At 66.3% G+C, this 23,872-nt stretch carries 13 protein-coding genes, 3 rRNA genes and 3 pseudogenes; 4 read left to right on the top strand and 15 right to left on the bottom strand.

All coding sequences use genetic code 11. The annotated features are described in order from the left end of the window. Positions 1-153: 153 nt before the first annotated feature. The 4 genes from CWT12_RS04815 to CWT12_RS04800 all read left to right on the top strand — a co-directional run bounded on the left by CWT12_RS04815 (position 154) and on the right by CWT12_RS04800 (position 4,429). A complete protein-coding gene (locus tag CWT12_RS04815) occupies positions 154-444 on the top strand; it encodes a hypothetical protein (RefSeq protein WP_161923905.1) in 291 nt (96 codons plus the stop codon). Further along, positions 441-2,597, top strand: coding sequence for a DUF6571 family protein (locus CWT12_RS04810; RefSeq protein WP_161923904.1), 2,157 nt, complete (start codon positions 441-443; stop codon positions 2,595-2,597). The genes CWT12_RS04815 and CWT12_RS04810 overlap by 4 nt, the downstream gene beginning before the upstream one ends. A 143-nt stretch (positions 2,598-2,740) precedes the next feature. Then, positions 2,741-3,403 carry a hypothetical protein gene (locus CWT12_RS13845; protein ID WP_237564312.1) on the top strand — a complete coding sequence of 221 codons (663 nt, stop codon included), beginning with the start codon at positions 2,741-2,743 and terminating at the stop codon, positions 3,401-3,403. Between the two features lie 453 nt (positions 3,404-3,856). Then, a complete protein-coding gene (locus tag CWT12_RS04800; protein ID WP_202616280.1) occupies positions 3,857-4,429 on the top strand; it encodes a beta-sandwich lipoprotein in 573 nt (190 codons plus the stop codon). An 8-nt stretch (positions 4,430-4,437) separates the two neighbouring features. On the opposite strand, the gene CWT12_RS04795 is transcribed toward CWT12_RS04800, so the two are convergent. From CWT12_RS04795 to CWT12_RS04730, 15 genes and pseudogenes are all read right to left on the bottom strand, one after another. Then, positions 4,438-5,109, bottom strand: coding sequence for an NUDIX domain-containing protein (locus CWT12_RS04795; RefSeq protein WP_161923903.1), 672 nt, complete (start codon positions 5,107-5,109; stop codon positions 4,438-4,440). A gap of 29 nt (positions 5,110-5,138) precedes the next feature. Then, positions 5,139-6,290, bottom strand: coding sequence for a glycosyltransferase family 4 protein (locus tag CWT12_RS04790; RefSeq protein ID WP_161923902.1), 1,152 nt, complete (start codon positions 6,288-6,290; stop codon positions 5,139-5,141). Then, a complete protein-coding gene (locus CWT12_RS14535; RefSeq protein ID WP_337247911.1) occupies positions 6,287-6,910 on the bottom strand; it encodes a hypothetical protein in 624 nt (207 codons plus the stop codon). The genes CWT12_RS04790 and CWT12_RS14535 overlap by 4 nt, the downstream gene beginning before the upstream one ends. Before the next feature lie 26 nt (positions 6,911-6,936). Beyond that, positions 6,937-7,971, bottom strand: a complete 1,035-nt coding sequence (murJ, locus tag CWT12_RS14530) for a murein biosynthesis integral membrane protein MurJ (protein WP_337247910.1) — start codon at positions 7,969-7,971, stop codon at positions 6,937-6,939. A 47-nt stretch (positions 7,972-8,018) separates the two neighbouring features. Continuing rightward, positions 8,019-8,942: a hypothetical protein gene (locus tag CWT12_RS04780; RefSeq protein WP_202616279.1), complete on the bottom strand. Its 924-nt coding sequence runs from the start codon at positions 8,940-8,942 to the stop codon at positions 8,019-8,021. A 20-nt stretch (positions 8,943-8,962) separates the two neighbouring features. Then, positions 8,963-9,885: pseudogene (locus CWT12_RS04775) on the bottom strand (copper transporter). An 18-nt stretch (positions 9,886-9,903) separates the two neighbouring features. Then, positions 9,904-11,217, bottom strand: coding sequence for a putative cytokinetic ring protein SteA (gene steA, locus CWT12_RS04770; protein WP_161923901.1), 1,314 nt, complete (start codon positions 11,215-11,217; stop codon positions 9,904-9,906). After that, positions 11,214-13,033: pseudogene (recN, locus tag CWT12_RS04765) on the bottom strand (DNA repair protein RecN). The gene steA and the pseudogene recN overlap by 4 nt, the downstream one beginning before the upstream one ends. Beyond that, a complete protein-coding gene (locus CWT12_RS04760; protein WP_161925301.1) occupies positions 13,030-13,914 on the bottom strand; it encodes an NAD kinase in 885 nt (294 codons plus the stop codon). The pseudogene recN and the gene CWT12_RS04760 overlap by 4 nt, the downstream one beginning before the upstream one ends. Positions 13,915-14,011: 97 nt before the next feature. After that, a pseudogene (locus tag CWT12_RS04755) lies at positions 14,012-14,919 on the bottom strand (TlyA family RNA methyltransferase). A 288-nt stretch (positions 14,920-15,207) separates the two neighbouring features. Then, positions 15,208-16,296, bottom strand: coding sequence for an HAD-IIA family hydrolase (locus tag CWT12_RS04750; protein ID WP_161923900.1), 1,089 nt, complete (start codon positions 16,294-16,296; stop codon positions 15,208-15,210). Beyond that, complete coding sequence (locus CWT12_RS04745) at positions 16,289-17,143, bottom strand: hypothetical protein (RefSeq protein ID WP_442862547.1); 855 nt, start codon at positions 17,141-17,143, stop codon at positions 16,289-16,291. The genes CWT12_RS04750 and CWT12_RS04745 overlap by 8 nt, the downstream gene beginning before the upstream one ends. A gap of 373 nt (positions 17,144-17,516) precedes the next feature. Then, a 5S ribosomal RNA gene (gene rrf, locus CWT12_RS04740) occupies positions 17,517-17,635 on the bottom strand. A 374-nt stretch (positions 17,636-18,009) separates the two neighbouring features. Continuing rightward, positions 18,010-21,254: ribosomal RNA gene (locus tag CWT12_RS04735) — 23S ribosomal RNA — on the bottom strand. A gap of 420 nt (positions 21,255-21,674) precedes the next feature. Next, positions 21,675-23,240: ribosomal RNA gene (locus tag CWT12_RS04730) — 16S ribosomal RNA — on the bottom strand. The 16S, 23S and 5S rRNA genes sit together here, the layout of an rRNA operon. Positions 23,241-23,872: the final 632 nt, after the last annotated feature.

The following is a 23,872-nucleotide window of genomic DNA, read 5'->3' as shown; positions in this document are numbered from 1 at the left end:
GCTATCGCTAGGTCGAATGAGTTTTGAAAGGAATGTTTGTCAATGTCTGGTCCGACCCCCAGCCCGTCGCCAGGGCCTGCGCCCTTCCCGGTGGATCAGTTGCCCACGACACCACCGGGGGATGGTGAAGACTATAACTACAAGAAGATCGCTTTGAAGAGGGTGGTTGACGCGCTTGAGCAGGCTCAGGATGATCTGGATGCGGATCCGGCCACCGAGGGTATGACTCCCAAGTCCACCCTGCTGACCCAGGGCCTGGGCGGAGAGGACTCCGTGTGGCAGTCCCCGCTGGCCGACACCATGCACGACACGCTGGTGGGGGTCATCGACTCCATGATCTCCAACGTGCGTAAGGCCACCGTAGAAGTCAGCAGAGACTGGGAGGGCGAGCCTACCTATGTTGACGAGGACGACTACCGTGCAAAGTGGGGCAGTGAGCAATGACTTACGTTTCGCTTGACGCCGACGGCGTCCAGGACATCATCGACAAGCTGACCGACTACAAGAACCAGTCCGAGACCAGCTGGGAGACGGTAACCAGCACCAACCGGATGCAGGACTATCCCGCGTCGCTGGCCGGACGCTCCAACACCGCTGGCAACCACGCTGACGCCCTGGATGACGAGGTCAAGTCCCTCAAGGCCCGCCTGGCTGCGGCCAAGGCCGCTAACGAGGGCGGTATCACTACCACTGCTGATGACGGCACTATCGCCTACTGGCTGCCCGAAGGCACCGAGGACACCGACGACAACGTCAAAACGCACAACCAGGTGGACAAGGTCAACCAGGCCCGCGCCGACGCCGAGAAGATGGTGGACTACTCCATCAACGGCTGCACCCCCGAGGAGTGGGACGAGCTCATCGGGCGCGTCCAGGCCAACCAGGATGACGCGGTCTACGCCAACACCATCCTGGCCAACATCGGACCCGGCCGCCTGCTGGACCTACCCGCCGACATCCAGGACCAATTGACCTTCACTCACCCACAGGGCATCAGCACCACTGAACGGCCTGATGCGGGTGAGGATCTGGCCGACGCTCTGGGCCACATGCTGGCTACTGCCTCCAGGACCTGGGACGATGCGAAGGCCGAGGCCTACGCCAACCGGCTGGTGGACTATGCCGAGGAGAAGGGCAAGAACCTGCGCATCGGTGCGCTGAACCAGATGCTCGCCGCTTCCCGACAGGCCGACATCGACTCCGACGGCACCCCTGAGGAAATCGGCCTGGACTACAACGACGTGTTCCTTGTCACCCTGGCCAGCCGACTGGAGGACTACAGCCCCGATCCTGGGAGCTTTCAGCCCCAGGGTCGGGACGCTTACAACAAAGAGTTCCCCATAGGCCCAACAGATAATCCGCTGGCCGGGGTGGTGCATGCCATGACCGGCAACCTCGACGCTGCCACCGAGTGGCTGGTCCCCAACCCGGACGGCACCACCACCCCAGTAAGCGCGAACGACTCTATTAAGCACGCCAAGCGCATACAGCAACTCATAGAACAGGGTCGGCTTCAGAATCAGAAATGGACTACCGACTGGGCGATGCTCGCCGACCGGATCGACCGGCTCTCCTCCCCCAGCATGGCAGACCCTGCCAGGCAGTACAAGGAGTCCGCCCGCGCCACCGCCACCTCCGGCATCCTCAACGGCCTCGGCTCCGGAGAGGACCCTCTGAGCCTGTCCCCCGACGCCCGCCGGTCCGTCGCCGCGGTCATGGCCCGCCACCCCCAAGGCGTAGACGCTTCCACCGAGAAAGGCAACGAGGGCGCGCCACTGGGCATCGGCTCCGGCTCTGACGGAGGGACCAGCTACTACCCGCTGTTCACCGACCGGGCGCTGACCAATCTCATCGGCCAGGTTTCCCTGGATGAGTGGGCCTCCACCACCCTGGGCGGCGCCATGACCGACTACCACACCCAGCAGCTCCAGGACGCCGTCAACCGGTACAACAACACCGGCGACGCTGCCGCCCTCCAGGAGGCCGTCAGGTCTCAGAGTCGCACCAACGCCTTCTTCGCCGGGGCCGCGGCCCACCAGCTGGTGGCCATGGCAGAGCAGACTGACTCCGCCCACGACGACGCAAACTCCGTCACTTCGTTCCTGGCCGGTCTCATACCCGTGGCCGGCTCAGTGCTGTCCCTCGGCGTCGACCTGGGCAAGCCCTTCGGTACCGACAACACCGACCAGGCCCGCAACCAGGCCGAAAAGATCGAGAGCACTGCGGCTGCCGCCAACAACCGCCAGCTCACCCTGGCGCTGCTCAACTCCGGCCTGTACAACGAAGAGGACCTTAAAGCCGTCCTAGAACGCGCCGACAACCTCGGTTACGTCCTGGACATTATCATCGATCAGGACGGAAACAACCTCACCCAGAACATGACCCCCGAGCAGCTGGCCGACTCCAACACCCGCATCGGCCTTTCCGAGGTCGGCAACAACCTCCAAAGCTCCACAAACCCGGATCTCAACAACCTAACCAAAACCAGAAAAGACGGGTTCGACGACGGCTGGGGCACCGCTAACCCCGACAGCAGCACCGCGCCTAGCCACACATGGGGCGAGGGCGAGACGGACGCGCAGGACGACGAGGACTAACAGAGCCCCACCACAACTAGCGCCACGTCGCAACCACCAGCGGAGAAAACCAAGCCATGCTTCCAACACCCACCAACCACCACAGGCGCAGGCCCGCAAACGGCAAGCGGCGCCGTCTCCTAGCACACCGCGCTGCCCCTACGATGCTCACAGCGCTTACGGCAGCGTGCCTGGCACTAGTCGGCTGCTCCCTAATACCCGGAAGCAACCAGGCCTCGCCCTCCGCGGCCCCGGCAACAGCAGTAGTCCCAACCACCGCCCCCACCGGAGAAGACGAGAAATACACCTGCCCCGGCATCCCCAACACAGCCCTGCACGCCATGTTCGGCCCAAACATCACCATCACCGCCTCAGACAAGAACATAACCACCGCCTCCGAGTGCCGCGCATATCATCCAGGCCGGGACAGAATGGTCTTCTACTCTGCGTTCTGGTACATCTACGACGAACGCGGCCCATGGGACCACGGATCACTAGCCTGGGGGCCGGAGGTGTCATCCTTCACCTTCGAAGGCATAGACGGGGAAGGCGAGGCCCGCACCTCCAGCCCCGGCGCCGAAACCGACTACGGCAGCACCGCGTTCACCTGCGGGGACCACTACCTCGCCCTGCGCATCGACCACGCCTCGGTCATGGCAGGCGACATGCGAGAAAACCTCATCGCCCTGACCCAATCAGCCCTCCCCTGGCTCTGCCAGAACCAACCCATCCCCGGACTAGACAAAACCATGGAACAAGCCCGCCCCTACTACGCCTACCCCACACCCCTACCCTCACCCACCCCCACAAGCACCCCAAACAACTGACACCACTAGCCCAGACAACCAGTGCAACCAATCCGCCAAGAGATACCACCCAATATGCGTCCCCAAGCGCCCACGACCAACCCGCCCCACCACAAGCTCGCTGCGTACTGTGCGACGTCCAGGGGCCTAGGGGCCTCATGACTAATACCCGGCATGCGAGACCCCAGCATCGCTGGCGATGACAGCCACACCGGCTGCCTCTACCTCCCGGCGCAGCGGCATAACCACCTGAGCCCAGGTGTGGCGGTACGCTGCCGCGGAAGAGCCGCATGATGGCGCACATGGGAGGCTATCCAGCGGGACACGATGCGGGCAGTGAAATCAGGGGCACCTAAGCGTGGCACGATAGGACACCCGCGCGGTACGTATCACCTATCGCGTCCCCGCACTCATCCAACAGATCCAAGACTGCAGCGCCAGCACTCTGGCGAGCCATTCCAAGAAGGAAGACAAGTGAAGAACGTTATCCGCAAACTCGCCGTCCTGCCCCTACTCGCCGTAGCCTCAGCAGGGCTGGCAGCCTGCTCCGACGCAGCCGAGACCGCGTCCAACAACATCTCCAAGGCATCAGACAACTTCGAGATCAACCGTCGCATCGTCTTCTTCAACGGCATCACGGACAAGTACCTTCTCGAGATAGAAGGGTACTGCTCCATCACCGCCGACAGCGAAGACAGCCAACTGGAGGTCATCTGCCTGGTCGGCAAGGACGAGGACGGCGGCTACCTGTTCAAGAAGCACTTCCTGGGTCTGTCTGACAACGTCACCTACTTCGTCGAGCAGACCGACGCCTCGGCTGCGGACCCGTTCCACTACCGTGTGGTGTACCGTCCCGAGACGATCATCCCGGACATCGACTTCCAGACCTCGGGTGGTAACACCTCTGCTTCTGGTGACGATGCTGCTGACGCTGCGTCAGTGACCGAGGGCGGGGAGGAGTCAGCATCCAACCCGACCGGGGGCGCCACCCAGGACTCGACCCTGGACCGCGACGGCGATGTGACCGCGCCAGATGACGAGGACTAACAGGCGCCTCACAGGCTCTCGGGACTGCGCAGCCAAACGGCATCGGCGGGGCGCAGACCCGTGTAGCCGCGGTCGCGCACGCGTGCCGCGGCGAGAATACCGATCACGGTTGAGGGGTTGTGCAGCAGGCCGCGCATGACTGCCTCCACGGCGTCGTCGAAGCGCACCCAGGTGGGCTCGAACTCCGCCTCCTCGGCCTCGCGGACGGTCCGCGCGTCCTCCGGCAGCAGAGTCAGCTCGCGGGCCAGGAAGGTGCGTGCCCCCTCGGTCGTGAACCCCGGCGAGGCGTAGGAGTCGACCAGCACGTCCCAGCGCGCCGCCATGTAGTCGGTTTCCTCGGCCAGCTCACGCTGCGCTGCCGCCAGCGGTGACTCCCCAGGCACGTCAAGCAGCCCGGTTGGAATCTCCCACAGCATGGCCCGCACGGGGTGACGGTACTGGCGCACCATGAGGATCTCGGCGGCCGCATCCGCCTGGGAGGATTCACTTCCCTCCCGCAGTGCCACGACGTTCACGGCGTCATGGTGCGCAACCGTCTGACGCCGCACCGGGGCGAGCCCGTCTGCGAGTATCACGGCGTCATCGTCCACCGTGAAGATCGGCCCTGACCAGGCGCGCTCATGACTGACGACGCGACGCGTCAGGTCGTGGACATCCCTGAGCCGACTCGGCTGATTCACTGGTTTCTCTCCTTACGATTCGGTTTGTTTCAGCGGTGGGCGACGACGGCCTCCAGTTGGGCGGCCAGGTCGGTGCCGTGCGGCAGCCGCTCGGCCGCACGCCGGGCGCGTTCCCGCACGCGGTCACGGGCCTGTGCATCTCGCAGCAGCCCAGTAATCGCGTCCGCAAGCGCCTGCGGCTGCGGGGGCACCAGAATGGCGCCCCCACGGGCGGTGGCGGCGGTGCCGCCAACATCGGTAGCCACGATTGCTGCGCCTGCCTGCAGGGCCTCCTGGAGGGCGATCGGCTGGCCCTCCCAAAGGCTGGTTTGCACGACGACGTCGGCTGCCTCCATGAGCGCGGGCACATCCTCTCGCCGCCCCAGCAGGTTTACCGGCAGCGACTCGGCGCCGATACGGGCCTCGGCCGCGGCCCGTCCTGGTCCCTCACCGGCAACCGCCCAGGCCAGGTCCGGCGTCCTGCCGGAGCCATCCGCGGCCTGGGCGGCCACCAGCGCCGCGGCATCCAGCAGCAGCTCCAAGCCCTTCTGGGGCGCCAGCCGGGCGACGGTCAGTATGCGCCTGGGGGCGCCCCGCCAGGCCGATTCGACGGAGGAGGCGCGCGGTGCCAGGTTCTGTTCGTCTCGCCTCGGCGCAGGTATGACAGCGAGCTCGACCCGCTCGGCTCCGCGGTTGCGCTGGCGTTCGGCCAGATCCGGACTGACCGCAAGAATGTGGTCAGCGCGCGCTGCCACCAGCTGCTCCAGCCGGTTGCCGACGGCGGTAGTGAGCCGTCCGCCGATCGGCTGGTTATGGATGGTCACCACCAGGCGGGCACGGCCCGGGCGGCGCCTACCCAGGGCCAGCCCGGCCAGGGCCCCGGCACGCACCCCGTGAGCGTGGATGACATCAGCGCGGCGCCCGAGCCGACGCAGCCTGGCAATTACCGCTCCGTCGCCGGGAGTGGGACGAGCTCCGATCGTGAGGGGCTCGGTGCGGGCACACCCGAAGTCGGCTCCGGCGATCACCTCAGCAGGAGCCTCCACAATCACGTCATGGCCCGCCTGGGCCAGGATTCGGGCGCACTCGGCTACGTGGGCGCGCATGCCGCCAGCAGCGCTGCCCGACACCTCCATGATGCGCAAGCGGTCCGAGTTGGCCCGTGCTCCTGGCCGCTCGGCGTCTTCCACGTATGAGTTCATCTCATCTCCTGTGACTCTTGCTCGCCCGCAGCGGCGCGGCCGTGCGCCCTGGGACGAGCACGCCGACGCCGCAGTGCCGTCAGCATCTCCCGGTCCGCCACAAGTATGGCGGCACCGGTGGCGGCGGCAGTCACCACCGCCCCGGCGGCTCCCGCCGCCACCCCGCCGACAACACCTGCCGGCTGACGGCTGAGCCAGTTGCAGGCCCCTCCGAGCACGGCGGCCACTGGCACCGTTACCGCCAGTACACGCGCCGTCGGCGCCAGCACCCGTATTTCCATGCGACCCGCCAGTGCCACCAGCAGCCCGGCCCCGGCCACGCACATCCCGGCAGTCGTGCCCAGGGCCAGCCCCTTGAGCGTGGCCACCCCGTCGCCGCCGTGCGGAGCGAGCAGCCGCACCGCTACCCATGATGCGAGGGCGACCGTGATCCAGCCGGCGGCAGCGGCGCAGGCAGCTCCCCGGGCCCGATCCGCGGCGTACAGCGCACGAGTGACCTGATAGATGAGTGCATAACCCACCAGGCCCGGCGCCAGCAGGGCCAGAGCGGTGCCCATGCCTTCGACGTCCGCCAGCAGGGAGAAGAAGCGTTCGGCACTGTCCGCCGCGGCGAATAGCATTCCGGCCCCTCCCACGGCCACGCCCGTCACCAGCGCGGTAGAGCGGGCCGTAAGCAGGCGGGCGTCGTCATCCCCCCCGCCCGCGTGAAGGCAGCGGCGAGCCGGGGGTAGATCACGGTGGCCACTGGCACCACCAGCACAGCGTACGGCAACACGTAGACAGCCTGCGTGTACTGGTATACGGCCACTGTCCCGGTGCTCCCGCCCGCCCGGGCGAGTGCAAGTACCGCCACGACGCTCAGCTGCTGGGCGAGCAGAGTCCATACCCCGGCGCTGCCCAGGCGCAGTGCCTTCGCGGCGGTCCCGCGCCCCAGGCGCAGGGTTGGCCGCAGCCGCACCCCCAGCCGGTGCACGGGCCACAACAAAGGCAGTGACAGGGCCGCAACCCCGAGCGTCGTCCCCCAACCAAGCACCTGCAGGGCCACCGGGGAGCCCGTATCCGCGCCGGTGCTCAGCAACCCGTACACAGCGTAGGTGGCCATAACCACCAGGCTGGAAAGAACGGGCGTGAGCGCTGGCCAGGTGAAGCGGCCGTGCGCCTGGAGCACACCGGTGAGTACCACGCCGATCCCGTAAAGAGGAACCTGTAGGGCGAACATGCGCAGGAAGGACGCCACCAGGTCGCGCTGAATACCGGGATCCACACCCTGCGAGGCCGGGAACCAACCGGCAAGCGTGTCGGCACAAACCGCCAGGAAGAGCGCCAGCGGAGTAAGTACCACCAGCACCAGCCCCAGCAGTGCGGAGGTGGTGCGTGAGACCTCGCCTTCGCGGTGTGCACCAACCGGGCCGGCCAGAAGGGGAACCACTGTGGCGGCCAGCGCCCCGCCAACCACCACCTCGTACAGTACGTTGGGTATCTGGTTGGCGGTGGCGTAGGCGCCGGCTACGGTCCCGGCGCCTACGGTGGTGGCCTGTACGATCCAGCGCAGGAAGCCGAGCGCCCGCGAAACCAGGGTCAGTCCGGCAACGCCGCCGGCCGCCCCCAGGGCTGCATGTCCCCTGCTACCGGACGTGTCGGATCGTCGGGCCCCGGAGTCATTACGCACTGTGGTGGGCACGGTCGCGGAGGCTGATGCGGACGGAGGCGTCACGGGGGCCGGGCGGTTCACGGAGCACGGCGCCCGATACGGTCAACGGCGGCAAGGATGCGGTTGCCCTCGATGACCCGCGTGAAGGAGACCTTCTCACTGGCCAGAACCAGCCCTGTCCCGGTAATCGCGGCCACTACGCGCAGGGTGCGGCTCGGGTGCGCGGCCAGGGCGGTTCCCACCAGGGCTCCCAGCGCGTTGGCGCCGGTGTCGCCCAGCATGGTGACCTCTCCCAGGTCTCCCGGCAGTGCCGCAGCAGCCGCGCCCAGGGCACCCGCGGCGAAAACACGGCTGGAGGCAGCCTCCCGGCGCTCATCGGCCAGCAGCGGTGCGCTGGCCAGTACCGCTGCCTTGAGTGCGCGCCCGGGACGCAGATCCAGCAGGTTGTGAAGATTGGCCCAGGAGGCGATCACGACGGCGCTGTTAGCCGCGTCAGCCACCGCCTGCGCTGTATCCGCATGCTTCCTGGTGGTGGCTAGCAGCCCGCCGGCTACCAGTGCGCCGCCGCCGATAATGGCTACCTTCAACACGCCGGTGGTCAGGTGGCCGCGACGCAGGGCTGTCAGGTGCCCCTTCAGCCCTTTGGCGGGTGTGCCGCCGTCGTGAGCACCAGCATCTAAGTCGTCAATCAGGCCGGCGGCGCCCGCGGCCGTCACCGCCGTGACGGCCGCAATCGCGGCATTGGCTCCCACCGGCTCGGTGGGCCGGCGCAGGAGCCGCTCTGAGCAGGCGCCTGCGGCCGTGGCTCCGACTGCAACGCCGACGCCTCCGCGCAGGCTGACGGCGCGGCCGTGGAAGTTCGTGCGTTCAAGGCGCCGCTCCCGGCGGTCCGCGCGTCCCAGGGCCGCGGAGGCCGCCGCAGCGGCAAGCGCGGAAGCCAGGGATGCCACCACCGCGCTGCGGGCTGTGGCAGCGCTTCCCGGCGGCACGATGGGCGTCATGGCTGCAAGCCTAGTCGGCGTCAGCGGGAGACGGGCGGGATAATCGCGTCGGCGCCGGCGTCGAACCCGTAATTCCCCACGGTTCCCGCGGCTGTGGCGGCGAGCGCAAGCGGGGTAGACACTGCGGCAGTGGCCTGGCCCACGGAGTCCACCGTGGTCACGGGAGACTGCGCGGTGCGCAAAACGGAGACGATGTCCGCCTGCGCGTCGGCCGCGCCGACGACGACGGTCGTGGCTGCGGACGCCACCCCTGTCAGTGCTGCGGTCCAGGCGGCGGAGTCCTGCTCGGCCGTGGCTGCGGCAGTCGGCTCGCTCCCGTCGGGGGAGGCAGCAGTACGCGGACCTACAACAACGATCATGCTGGCCGCGCCGGACAGCTGCGCATCCACGGTGACCAGGGGGTGTCGGATGCTGTCAGCAGTTCCATCAGGGCGGTGGCGTTGTCTCCCTCGGTGGTCAGTGCCTCGGCCAGGCCCTGGCCGAGGACGGCATTGCCGTCTGCCGCAGTGCTCTCCAGGTAGGGAGCGAACTGGCCGGAGTAGGTCGAGCGGAAGGACTCCCGGGAGACTTCGGCCCACGCCGCAGTTAGGGTGACCCGGCCCGTAACCGTGGCGCCGGCGGTCTCGATCTCGGTGATGATGTCGTCAATGTCTCCGCCCTCAGCACCAGGCATGACCACCATGGCCACGCGCTGGTCCTTCAAGGTGTCGGGGAGCAGGGACTCACCGACGGCCGTGATGTACTCGTCGCGGTCGTTTACGGCCGTCTCCGTCTGCTCCAGCCGGGATTGGAGGTCATTCCGATCTGCCCGTAGGGAGGTGACCTGGTCATTCAGGGCGGTACCGAGTGAGTTCTGCAGCGGTCCGGCCCCCAGAACGACTCCTACGGCGAGGGCGAGGAAGACGGAGATGAGCGAGACCAGGTGGTAACGGAAGTCGATCATGAAGAGTCCTGTACTTGCTCAGACGGAGGGTGTGCTAGGGGTAAGTCCCACCAGGGACCGGAAGAAGTTGACCAGGTCGTCCCAGACTGCCCCCGACAGCCCGAGGAAGGTCTGGCCCCCCGGGGTGGAGGCGAGGGCCACGAGCAGGGCAACCAGCCCAGCCAGGGCCAGCAGCCCCAGTTGCCAGCCGGAGATACGCGCCCGGTACAAGCGGGACACGCCCTTGGCGTCGATCAGGCGCCCGCCCACCTTCAGCCGGGTCAGGAAGGTGGAGGACATGCCGGCGCGTCCCTTGTCGAGGAATTCCAGCAAGGTTGCGTGCGTACCCAGGGCGACGATGAGCTCGGCACCGGCCTCGTCGGCGATCAGCATGGCGATGTCCTCGCTGGTGCCGGTGGCGGCGAACACGGTGTGCTCCACCCCCAGGTCCTCAACGCGTTTCAGGCCCGGCGCGCGTCCGTCCCGGTAGGCGTGGACAATGACCTCGGCACCGGATTCCAGGGCCTTGTCAGACACGGAATCCATGTCACCGACGATCATGTCGGGCTTGAGACCCGCTTCAAGGACCGCGTCGGCACCGCCGTCCACGCCGATGATGACGGGCTTGTACTCGCGAATGTAGGGCTTGAGCGCCTTGAGGTCCTCTTTGTAGGAGTAGCCGCGAACGACGACGAGCACGTGCTTGCCGCTGATTGCCGTGCGTATGTCCGGCATACCCACCCCGTTGAGGAGCAGGTCGCGTTCACCCCGCATGTACTCCATGGTGTTGGCGGCGAAGGCCTCCAGCTGCACCGCAAGCCCCTCCCGGGCGGCCTCCATGAGCGCGTCGATGCTCTCCCGCGTCTGAATGGTGCCCTCGGCAAGGGCAGCGGCGTGATCGGGCTTGTCCGCACTGCCGGACTTGCCGGCCCCGCCTGCCTCGTTGCCGTGCCCGTGGCCGCGCCGGTGGTGAGCGCGTCCCTCCACCTGAACGCTGCCCGCGTGCTCGGAGTCGGCGTCCAGGTCAACGGTGACACGCTGCCCGTCATGTAGCCGCATGATGTCCGGACCAAGGTCGTCGATCAGCGGGATGCCCGCATCGATGAGAATGCCCGGGCCGAGGTTGGGGTAGCGGCCGGACACTGAGGGGGCTGCGTTCAGGACGGCCATTGGCTTGCACTCCACCAGCGCCTCGGCCGCCACCCGGTCTAGGTCAACATGGTCGATCACGGCGATCTCACCGGGCTGGAGCCGTTTGGTGAGTTTCTTGGTGCGCGCGTCCACCCGGACCATGCCGCTGGGACGGTCCGGCGCCGGCTGGGCCTGCTTGCGGAGCGAAAACGGGAGCCTCACGACTGGGATTGTGCCACGCGGGCCTCGTCGATCAGCTCAGCGGCATGCCGAAGAGCGGATTCCGAGTCATCATGGCCGGAGAGCATGCGGGCGAGCTCCCGGACCCTGGCGTCCCCGGTGACAGCCAGGACGCGGGTTCGTACCGTCGGCAGGTCGTCCCCGGCATGCTGAGGTGCGGGAGCGTCTCCCGCAGCATCGGGGCCCCTCTCCTTGCGTACCACGAGTTGCGTATCCGCCCATGCAGCAACCTGGGCCAAGTGAGTTACTACCACCACCTGGTGGCTACGGGCGAGCCTGGCAAGGCGGCGTCCTATCTCCCTGGCTGCGCGGCCACCCACGCCGGCATCAATTTCATCGAATATGAAGGTACGGCGGTGATGCGCCGAGTCCCTGGCCGGGTCATCGTGCTCCGCCTCATCTAAGGCGGCCTCGGCGAGGACCACTTCCAGGGCCAGCATGATCCGGGACAGCTCACCCCCGGAAGCGCCCTTGCCCAAAGGCAGTTCCGGTGCACCGGGGTGGGAGACGAGCAGCAGGGAAACGGTTTCAGCGCCGGTGGGACCGAGCTCCTCTAGCGGCTTCAAGTCGACTACGAGCCGCGCATCCTTCATCTCCAGCCCCGCCAGCTCCGCATTGACTGCCTGCTGCAGGCGCTCGGCCAGGCCATGCCGAGCGCCTGAGAGCTCGGTGGCAAGGTCCTCCAGCACAGCTTGCGCACCGGCGAGGTCCTCGGTCAGCTCGGTAGCGGCACTATGTGATCCTTCTAGCTCCTCCAGGCGGGCGGCGGCGGCCTCGCCCCAGGCGAGCATGGAGTCCACGTCGTCGAGAGCAGCACTGGGACCGCCGATCTCACGGCAGGCACGCGCGAGTTCTGCGCGGCGTTCCTGCACCCACGCCAGGCGGGCCGGGTCGGCGTCGAGCGAGGCAAGGTATGCGGACAGCTCCCCGGCAAGATCCGCGCTAACGATGCCCAACCGATGCAGGCGCTGACCGATCTGCGTGAGGGCCGGGTCGACGTCGGCGACCCGGGCCAGGGCCCGTTCGGCAGCGGCGATCAGAGCCGTCACGTCAGCAACCTCGGGACTAGCCGTATCCTCATCGCCGGCCAGGGCGGTGCGGGTAATGGCGGCGGCACGGCGCAGGTCCTCCGCATGGTCCAGGCGTTCGGCCTCAGCGGTCAGGGCGGTGTCCTCCCCGGCTGTGGGGCGAGCTTTTCCAACTGCTCCAACCAACGGCGCAGGTCCTCGGCCTCGGCGCGGCGTGCCTGAGCTCCGGCATGCCACTGCTCCAAGGCGGCTGCCGCAGCATTTCTGGCCTGATAGGCCTCGGCGTAGCGGCGGCACAGGGCAGCGTGGCGGGGGCCGCCGAGGCCATCGAGCGCCGCACGCCCGGCGGAGGCAGAGCGCAGCCGCAACTGATCCGCTTGCCCGTGCACGGAGACCAGACGCGCACCAACATCTGCCAGCACGGTCGAGGGTACTGCCCGGCCGCCGAGGTGGGCACGCGAGCGGCCCGAGGCGGGAACGGTACGCGAGGCAAGCAGCAAGTCGTCGTCGATTTCCGCGCCGGCGTCCGCCGCACGTGATGCGGCACGCGAGTACGGCGAGAGGACAAACGCTCCCTCGACCAGGGCCCGGTCGGCGCCGACGCGGACCACGGTCGCCTCCGCGCGCTGCCCCAGTAGCAGTCCCAGCGAGGTGAGCACCATCGTTTTTCCGGCGCCAGTCTCCCCGGTCAGGGCGGTCAGTCCCGGGCTGAGCTGGAGGTCGGCCGTCTCTATGACACCGAGGTTCTCAATGTGCAGGGATTCAATCACTGCGTATCGCCGTCCTGCCCGGGGAGCGTTGCCGGGACCTCCGCGGTACGCCACCCCTGGACGGGCAGATCGAATTTGCGTACCAGGCGCGTGGCGAAGGGTGCGGTGTTCAAGCGTGCCAAGCGCACCGGGCGGTCCGCACGAGTGACGCTGATGCGTGATCCCGTCGGAGCATCGAGGCAGCGGCGCCCATCGCACCACACTTCTGCTCCACCGAACCCGGCGTGGTAGATGACCACCTCCAGGCGTGAGTTGGGACTCACCACGAGCGGTCGGGTGAATAGTGCGTGCGCGGACAGCGGCACCAGCAGGAGCGCCTCGACTTCGGGCCAGATGACCGGGCCGCCGCCGGAGTATGCGTAAGCGGTGGATCCGGTGGGCGTGGCCATCACCAGTCCGTCGCAGCCGAAGGAGGAGACGGCCTGGCCGTCAACCCCGACGGCTACCTCGACCATGCGGGCGCGGTCCCGCTTCTCCAAGGCCGCCTCATTCAGGGCCCAGTCCCGGCTCACCGATCCGTCGGGGGCCTGCACCTCCACCTCAATGGTCATCCGGGTATCAACCACGTACCTGCCGGCCACGAGATCCGCCACTACCTGCTCGACGGCGTCGGGATCGGCCTCGGCGAGAAAACCCACGTGCCCGGTGTTGATACCGAGCAGCGGCACGTCGCGCTCACGGGCGACCTCGCTGGCACGCAGAATGGTGCCGTCTCCACCCATGACCAGCACCAGGTCGACGTCGCCCTCGAATCCGGGCTCGACGGGTTCGACGCCGTGCGCACGCAAAGCCGCCTCCGCCCGCGCTACCGCGGTGGCGGTGGGCGCGGCCCTGCGATGGGGCGGTACCGGTTTGTCGTTGAGGTCACGCTGTAGGACCATGACGCGCCGTAGGCGCGGCTGGTCCGCTGCGGCGCCGACTGCGGCGGGCCCGTCCGTGGGTGAGGCGGGGAGTGCGGCGGAGCCGCCAGCGCCTGAGTCAGCGGTCGTCCCGGGGATGACTCGGGTCTTCATGTTCGCCTCCTTCCGTGCGTCGGCTGCGGTCGCTGCTGCGTCCTGCGGGTCCTGCCTCGACTGCCTGACGCACCTCGTGCCTTAGCGCAGCTCCCGCCAGGTCCGCCGACGAGTCGGCTTGCCCGGCATGCATGTTCACAAAGTACTCGACATTGCCCGCCGGCCCGGGTAGCGGCGACGCGGTGACCGCATCGATTCCGAGTCCCAGGCGGTGGGCGCAGCTGCACACATTCAGCACCGACTCGATGTGTAGGTCGGGGTCGCGGACCACTCCCCGTGGCCGAGGCGCTGTCTGCCGACCTCGAACTGGGGCTTGACCATTAGCAGCAGGTCCGCGTCAGGCGCGGCTGCGGCAACCAGCGCGGGCAGCACTGTGGTCAGCGAGATGAAGGACAGGTCGCCGACGACGAGTGCGGGCGCCGGGGCAACCGCCCCCGGGTCGAGTGTGCGCACATTTGTGCGTTCCAGCACAGTGACACGCGGATCGTTGCGTAGGGACCAGGCGAGCTGACCGTAACCGACATCCACCGCAACCACATGCGCGGCACCCCGGCGCAGCAGCACATCCGTGAAGCCTCCGGTGGAGGCGCCGGCGTCAAGGCACCGACGACCGGCGATAGGCGGCGCCAGTCCGCGCTCGGCGAGGGAGTCGAGTGCGCCTGCGAGCTTGTAGGCGCCGCGTGATACGTAGTCATCCCCGTCCGGGGCGGTCACCTCGATCGCCTGCGCCGGATTGACCTGACGGGCGGGTTTGAGCACGGGCACGCCGTCGACACTCACTCGGCCGTCAGCAATTAGGCGGGCGGCGTGGGCACGTGAATGCGCCAGTCCTCGCCGGACCAGCTCGGAGTCGATGCGGATAAGTCGTGCCATGCCGTGAGGATCCCGGTTCTGCTCTCAGATCTGGGTCTGGCGCAATTGGCCGGCGAGCCCATCGTGGATAGCTGCCAGTCCGGCCGCGCGCTCTTCAAGCGGCAGGCCGGCGAGCGCCTCCAGGTGTGCCGCCAAGTCCGGCGCGGGACCAGGCGCCTGCACGGGCTGCGGCCCCGGCTTGGGTGTGGCCGCTTTCGGGAGACTCTTACCAGACGTTGTTCTTCCTAATTGTTCAGTCTTTTAATTCTGTGCGACTTACGCTAGAAATAGTTCGCGCGAATCGTGTTCCTAAGCGGTGACGTTAAGCTCCGGCACGTTCAAGCCGTCGGCGCGGCCCGAGTGTGCATCGGTGTACTCCCAGAACGCGCAGGCGAGGGCTCGGTAGGCGTCAAGGCTGACCGTGGCGGAGTCGGCGTCCAGGAATCCGACTCCCTGGCCCTCCGCGCCCGCGGAGGTCACGTGCCACCACTGCTCCCCGACCTGCCACCAGGCCTCGCCGTCAATGACGGTGCGCTTTGGCTCGGGATGGGGCTGCAGCAGTCCGCGCAGGTCAGTGTGCAGGAAGGTGGGACGCTCCTCGGGCGCTGCCAGCAGCACGTCGCGAGCTGTGCTGACTCCTGTGAGCACATGCAGTCCGGGGATTTCCGCCGCCCGGGCTCCGACGTGGTCGGTGTTGAGGCGGTCCCCCACTGCAAGCGGCCTGGATCCGCCTGCCCGGCGCAGCGCTCGTTGGTAGATGCCGGGGAAGGGCTTGCCTCCTGCCAGTGGCTCCTGCCCCGATGCATTGGCGACCGCTGCGACGAGGCTGCCGTTGCCGAGCGCGAAGCCGCGCTCGGTTGGCAGAGTCGCATCTAAGTTCGTGGCGACGTGCAGTGCCCCGTTTGTGATCGCGTACAGTCCCTCTGACATCATCGCCCAGTCCACGGCGGCGTCCCAGCCCTGTACGACGGCCGCCGGGGAGTCCTGTGCGCCGGCGACAACCGTGAATCCCTCATCAGTCAGTGCCTGTCGCAGACCCTCTCCGCCGATGACGAATACCGGGGCGCCGTCGGACACGTGCTCATGTAGCAGGGCCGCGGCGTCCATCGCTGCGGAGAACACCTCACCGGGTGAGGCGTCGATATCATTCGCCGCGAGCTTGTCCACCACCGCTTGTGGGGCGCGGGAGGCATTGTTCGTCACAAAGACGAGTTGCATCCCTAGCCCACGCGCACCGTTGGCGCCTTCCGCTGCATGGGGGATCCGGGCGTCCCCGGCGAAGCAGACTCCGTCAAGGTCCAGTAGGGCTACATCGAAGGCCGCGGCCAAGGGCTGGTCACAGCCGCTCATAAAAGCGGGATGGCTGCCTTCAGCGCTGGTGGTGGACTGGTTAGCCATGCTGCTCCGTCCAGTTATCGACCTGCGCGTCGTCCGTGAGGCTACTGGACGCTGCCTGCGCCGCGCCGACCTGACCGGCGGACTCCGCCGGGGTGCCGTCGTCATTACCGTCCCGATCCTCCGGGCTCGTCTCCAGCCCGGCATCGGGCGAAGTCGGTTCTGCGGCACGGGACTCCTGCTCGTAGTCGTCCTCGATGTCGTAGACCTCGACCGGCTCGACCGGCGCTTCATCATCCTTCAGTCCGATGCGCTCCCGGATCTTGTCCGCCTCCTCTGTACGGCCGAGCTCCTCCAGGCGATCTGCGCGTACGGAGTGCAGTCGACGCAGAGTCTCACGGTCACCACGGAACATCATGATCGCCTCTTCGATCACGACGAGCCCGAGCTCGCTCTGCCCCATGTCGTGGCGGATCCCCGAGACCACCATGGCGATCTCCGCCTCTTCCAGGTCGTCGAGCTGCTTGGGATCGGCTTGCTGCGCAACCTTCAGCGCCTGGTTGTAGCGGCCGAGCGCACGCTCGCAGTCGGCCTCTATCGCGCGGTGCAGGTCCAGGCCAGACAGTCTCCTGGCGGCCCGGATTTCCCGCAGCGCGTCGTTGTAGTGGCCGGCCAGGTACGCGGCGATACCAGCGGACTCGCGCACCACCGCGACCCTGCCGGCGTGAGACGCCGCATAACGGGCATGCTGATAGGCCAGCTCGGGATCCGAATCCAGTAGGCGCTGCACCATGACCAGGTGCCTTGCGACGTTCTCCGCGTTCGCCCGGCCTAGCGCGCGCAGCTCGCGCCGCGCGGACGCCTCCAGGTTTTGCGGCTGTACCTCTGCCGACACCGGAGGCTCAGGCACGCGCGTACGTTGCGGAGGACGAGAGTCTGCGCCCCGCCGACGCTCGGCCCCGGCCCGGTCCGAGCCGAACCTGCGCCCGCTACCGCGGCGCCCAACGCCGAGGCTGTGCTCATCCCTGCGTGAGTGGTCCCGCCTACCCGATCGGCTGGAGCCTGCGCGACCGTTGCCTGAGCGCTCATCATCGCGCCTGCGGAACCCGTGTCGGTCCTCGCCCCTACCGTGTGAGCCCCGCTGACCGGAGCGTCCATCACGCCTGTCGTAAGCCATGCTTCTGCTTTCTACCCGTACACCAAGTGCTGTTACGTCTGTCGACTCTCCAACAGCCTACCTGGTGGCGGTATCGGTTGTGTGTGTGGTTGTGGGTGGGTGGGTGTGCCGGCGGCGTCCTACTCTCCCGCCCGCCTGTCGGGGGCAGTACCATTGGCGCTGGGGGCTTAGCTTCCGGGTTCGGAAATGGGTCCGGGCGTTGTCTCCCCCGCTGTGACCACCGGCACGACCCGCCCGCCCCCAGCCACACGCACTAGCCTGCGTGCCTGCCCCCCGCTGTGCGGGGTGGTTTGGGTCCGGTGTCGTACCCCAGCCAGCATCCCCCCGTGCCGTGGTGGTGGCCGGGTGGCTGGTTGCTGGGTGTCGTGGTTCCTCTATGCTCGTGTCCCGCCACCCCCCGCACCCCCCCGGGTACCCCGTTGCTGTCGGGGGTTTGGGGGTGCCTCGGTTGTGGCGTGTGTTGTGCCCGGCGTGGTGGGCTTGGCTGGTCGTGGACCGTACAGCGGACGCCCCCCGGGCATGGGGGGTGGGTTGAGTGCGTGTGCGTGCGTGCTTGTGCTGCCTGCCCTGCACGTGGCCTGCTTGTGTGGGGTTGGTTTTTTGTGTTGTGTTCGGCTGTTGTTAGTACCAGTCAGCTCGCAGCAGGTTCACCCGCTTGGTGGGGCTGCCTGCTTCCACGCCTGGCCTATCGACCCAGTAGTCTACTGGGAGCCTTCCGCGCCCCCCGGGCGGGGGGCGCGCGGAGACCTTATCTTGGAGACGGTTTCCCGCTTAGATGCCTTCAGCGGTTACCCGGCCCGAACGTAGCCAACCAGCCGTGCCCCTGGCGGGACAACTGGCGCACCAGAGGTTCGTCCGTCCCGGTCCTCTCGTACTAGGGACAGGCCTCCTCAAGTCTCCTGCGCGCGCAGAGGATAGGGACCGAACTGTCTCACGACGTTCTAAACCCAGCTCGCGTACCGCTTTAATGGGCGAACAGCCCAACCCTTGGGACCTGCTCCAGCCCCAGGATGCGACGAGCCGACATCGAGGTGCCAAACCATGCCGTCGATATGGACTCTTGGGCAGGATCAGCCTGTTATCCCCGGGGTACCTTTTATCCGTTGAGCGACGACCCACCCACACGGGATCGCCGGATCACTAGCTCCCACTTTCGTGCCTGCTCGACCCGTCGGTCTCGCAGTCAGGCCCTCTTGTGCGCTTGCACTCAACACCTGGTTGCCGACCAGGCTGAGAGAACCTTTGAGCGCCTCCGTTACTCTTTAGGAGGCAACCGCCCCAGTTAAACTACCCACCAGGCACTGTCCCTGGCCCGGATCACGGGCCGAGGTTCAGGCGCACGCCACAGCCAGAGTGGTATCCCAACAGCGACTCCACCAGCACTAGCGTGCCGGCCTCACAGTCTCCCACCTATCCTGCACAAGCCATGGCGGGCGCCAATACCAAGCTATAGTAAAGGTCCCGGGGTCTTTCCGTCCTTCTGCGCGTAACGAGCATCTTTACTCGTAATGCAATTTCGCCGAGCTCGTGGTTGAGACAGTGGAGGAGTCGTTACGCCATTCGTGCAGGTCGGAACTTACCCGACAAGGAATTTCGCTACCTTAGGATGGTTATAGTTACCACCGCCGTTTACTGGGGCTTGGGCTCACCGCTTCACACCACGAGGACGTGGCGCTGACGGATCCCCTTAACCTTCCAGCACCGGGCAGGCGTCAGTCCGTATACATCGCCTTACGGCTTCGCACGGACCTGTGTTTTTAGTAAACAGTCGCTCCTCCCTGGTCACTGCGACCCTCACCCCTAGCCCGCAACGGGGCTTCAGGGCCCGGGCCCCCCTTCTCCCGAAGTTACGGGGGCATTTTGCCGAGTTCCTTAACCACGATTAACTCGCCCGCCTGGGCATACTCTGCCCGACCACCTGTGTCGGTTATTGGGTACGGGCGGCGGACCACCTCGCGCCGAGGCTTTTCTAGGCACCACAGGATCACCCCACTATCCCCCACCCCAACAGGCAGGGTCACCATCACGCCTCACCCAGCCCCACCCCCACAACAGGGAGGCAGGGCGCGGCGCCCGGATTTACCTGGGCGCCGGGCCACACGCTTGAACGGACAAGCCATAAGCCCCGCCGGGCTACCCTAGTGCGTCACCCCTGTTAACACGCTTGCCTACCAGCACGGAGGACCCCCAGACCCCAAACCACCCCCCACACCCGCCCCGGCCGGCCGGCCCCGAAGGACCAGCCACCCGGCAGCAGGAAAAAAGCAGGGGACGCAAGGGCGTGGGTTAGCACCCGCGCGTCAGCACTGGCGGTGGACCGCCGGTACGGGAATATCAACCCGTCATCCATCGACTACGCCTGTCGGCCTCGCCTTAGGCCCCGACTCACCCAGGGAGGACGAACCTGCCCCTGGAACCCTTGGTCATACGGCGCCGGGGAATCCCACCCCGGTCTCGCTACTCATGCCTGCATTCTCACTCCCACGCCGTCCACCCGAACGGTCACCCCCGGGCTTCACCCGGCGCAGGACGCTCCCCTACCGCCCAGGCACCACGCAACAGCGGCACCCGGGCCCGCGGCTTCGGCGGTACGCTTGAGCCCCGCTACATTGTCGGCGCACGACCACTCGACCAGTGAGCTATTACGCACTCTTTCAAGGATGGCTGCTTCTGAGCCAACCTCCTGGCTGTCACCGCGACCGCACATCCTTTCCCACTTAGCGTACACTTAGGGGCCTTAGCCGGCGATCTGGGCTGTTTCCCCCTCGACCACGAAGCTTATCCCCCGCAGTCTCACTGCCGCGCTGACCCCCAAAACGGCATTCGGAGTTTGACTGGCATCAGTAACCCAGTAAGGCCCCTCAGCCAACCAGTGCTCTACCTCCGCACGGGAACACGCGACGCTGCACCTAAATGCATTTCGGGGAGAACCAGCTATCACGGAGTCTGATTGGCCTTTCACCCCTACCCACAGCTCATCCCCCCCGTTTTCAACCGAGGTGGGTTCGGTCCTCCACACGCTCTTACACGTGCCTCAACCTGGCCATGGGTAGATCACCCCGCTTCGGGTCCAGAACGCGCCACTAAACGCCCAACCTAGGACTCGCCCTCGCTACGGCTCCCCCACAACGGGTTAACCTCGCGACACGCCCTGACTCGCAGGCTCATTCTTCAAAAGGCACGCCACCACCCGCCCCACACGCCCAAAAGAGCGGCGGGACAGGCCCTGACGGCTTGCAGGCGCCCGGTTTCAGGTACTATTTCACTCCCCTCCCGGGGTACTTTTCACCATTCCCTCACGGTACTGATCCGCTATCGGTCACCAGGAAGTATTTAGGCAGCCAGGTGGTCCTGGCAGACTCACGCAGGACTCCACGGACCCCACGCTACAAAAAAGGGGAAAAACACGCCCCACGCGCCACCAGCAGGTTCAGCCTACGGGGCTATCACCCTCTACGGCCCCCCTTCCCAGAGGATCCGGCTACCCACCAGCAAAGCACGCGGGCCCACGGCAGCAGGCCCCAGGCACGCCCCACAACCCCGCAGCCGCAACCCCTGCCGGGTAGTCACACGACCACGGTTTAGCCTCATCCGCCTTCGCTCGCCACTACTAACGGAATATCTTCTCCTACGGGTACTGAGATGTTTCACTTCCCCGCGTAACCCCCCGCCCCCTATGAATTCAGGAACGAGTGACACGGCACAACCCGTGCCGGGTACCCCCATTCGGAAACCCTCGGATCACAGCCCGCAAGCCGGCTCCCCGAGGCATATCGCAGGCCGCCACGTCCTTCATCGGCCCCTGGTGCCAAGGCATCCACCGAACGCCCATAAAAACAACACAAAACCACCCGCGCACCCCCGCCAGCACCAGACGGCGCCACCAGGACCGCACGCGAGCCACAGCAAAACACAGCAACCACAAAAGCAAGACAAAACAAAACAAGCAAACACTCGAAACACTCGCGTCCGCTATACAGTTCACAACCAGCCAGCCCACAGCCCCACCACCACCAGCCAAGCCGGCACCAGCAGGACCCAGGCACAACCAGGGCGCGCAGCCCCGGAACCCGACAGCATGCCACCCCCAGCCACCCCCACCCCCCAGCACAGGGAGACAAGAAGCAGCCAAGGAGCCCCACCCCCAGCCCGCCGCCGCCACCAGGCCCCACCAGGCACCAGCCCAGCAAGACCCCAAGCACGACAACGACGAGCCACAGGAAGGATGCTTGCCTGCCCGGCCGGCGCCAAGAAGACTCCCTAGAAAGGAGGTGATCCAGCCGCACCTTCCGGTACGGCTACCTTGTTACGACTTCGTCCCAATCACCAGCCCCGCCTTCGACCGCTCCCCACAGGGCCACGGGCTTCGGGCGTCACCGGCTTTCATGACGTGACGGGCGGTGTGTACAAGGCCCGAGAACGTATTCACCGCGGCGTTGCTGATCCGCGATTACTAGCGACTCCAACTTCACGGTGCCGAGTTGCAGGCACCGATCCGAACTGAGACCGGCTTTAAGGGATTCGCCCCGCCTCACGGCATCGCAACCCACTGTACCGGCCATTGTAGCATGCGTGAAGCCCAAGACATAAGGGGCATGATGATTTGACGTCATCCCCACCCTCCTCCGAGTTCACCCCGGCAGTCTCCCGCGAGTCCCCACCCGAAGTGCTGGCAACACGAGACAGGGGTTGCGCTCGTTGCGGGACTTAACCCAACATCTCACGACACGAGCTGACGACAACCATGCACCACCTGCAGGCCGGCCCCAGCCACAACAAGCAGCAGGGGAACCACCGTCTCCGGCAGCAACCAGCCCATGTCAAGCCTTGGTAAGGTTCTTCGCGTTGCATCGAATTAATCCGCATGCTCCGCCGCTTGTGCGGGCCCCCGTCAATTCCTTTGAGTTTTAGCCTTGCGGCCGTACTCCCCAGGCGGGGCACTTAACGCGTTAGCTACGGCGCGGACGCCCCGGAAAAGGACCCCCACACCCAGTGCCCAACGTTTACGGCGTGGACTACCAGGGTATCTAATCCTGTTCGCTCCCCACGCTTTCGCTCCTCAGCGTCAGCAACAGCCCAGAGACCCGCCTTCGCCACCGGTGTTCCTCCTGATATCTGCGCATTCCACCGCTACACCAGGAGTTCCAGCCTCCCCTACTGCGCTCAAGCCAGCCCGTACCCACCGCAAGCCCCCAGTTAAGCCAGGGAATTTCACGGCAGACGCGACCAGCCGCCTACAAGCCCTTTACGCCCAGTAATTCCGGACAACGCTCGCGCCCTACGTATTACCGCGGCTGCTGGCACGTAGTTAGCCGGCGCTTCCTAACCCGGCTACCGTCAGCCCACCCACAAAGGAGCAGGCCTTCACCACCGGAAAAAGAGGTTCACAACCCGAAGGCCTCCATCCCTCACGCGGCGTCGCTGCATCAGGCTTCCGCCCATTGTGCAATATTCCCCACTGCTGCCTCCCGCAGGAGTCTGGGCCGTATCTCAGTCCCAGTGTGGCCGTCCACCCTCTCAGGCCGGCTACCCGTCAAAGCCTTGGTAAGCCATCACCCCACCAACAAGCTGATAGGCCGCGAGCCCATCCCCCACCAGAACAACCAAACGATTGAACCTATACCAACCCACCCATGCAGGCAGGCCAGACCACCCCGTATTAGCCGCCCTTTCAAGCAGTTATCCAGGAGAAGAGGGCAGGTCACTCACGTGTTACTCACCCGTTCGCCACTAACCAGCCCCAGCAAAAACCAGAGCCAGCCCGTTCGACTTGCATGTGTTAAGCACGCCGCCAGCGTTCGTCCTGAGCCAGGATCAAACTCTCCAAACAAAACAAAAACCAAACAAAGAAACCAACAAAAAACACCAACCAAACAAACAAACACGACACACTATCGAGATCCCAAACAACACACCCATTCGGCGCTCGAGAGGTCCTTAGGACACCCTCCGCTCCGACGAGCAGCATCCGCTATCTTATGAGGTTCACATTCGACTGTCAAGTTCGGGGATCATGTCCCCGATCACAGCCGATCCCTCGCGATCACGGAGCCGCGCGGTCCGTGCTTTTTCGAGCGCTAGCCCGACGCGGCGAGCTGTACTCTAGCGCCTTCATACCGGTACCAGTCAAACTGGACGCCTATGAATCAGGCCACTAAGCACGTTGCTGCAAGAAGACTCCTGCAGCATCCACGCCTCTGTCACCGCATCCCGGCCGCGGACAGAGGCAGGGCCCGGGTATCGATTCCGTGGACCTCCTGTGCCCGGCTGTGTCTCCGCTACGTGCAGCGCGCCAACACGTGCAGGCAGCGGTGCTAGCGGGCGGTAAATGCGGTAGGAGGCTGTTGGCGCCACCCCCTGCGGGCGCTGCCAACAGCCTCCTCGACGGCCCTGTGCGGGCCTGTATTGCTGATGCTCCGCTTACCGGCAAGCCGGACTCGTCCTCGCCGCAGTCCGCTTGTT

Origin of the sequence: Actinomyces sp. 432 (assembly GCF_009930875.1) — a bacterium.
Taxonomy (GTDB): Bacteria; Actinomycetota; Actinomycetes; order Actinomycetales; family Actinomycetaceae; genus Actinomyces.
The sequence above is the reverse complement of the archived record's forward strand: the minus strand, read 5'-3'. Positions and strand labels throughout refer to the sequence as shown.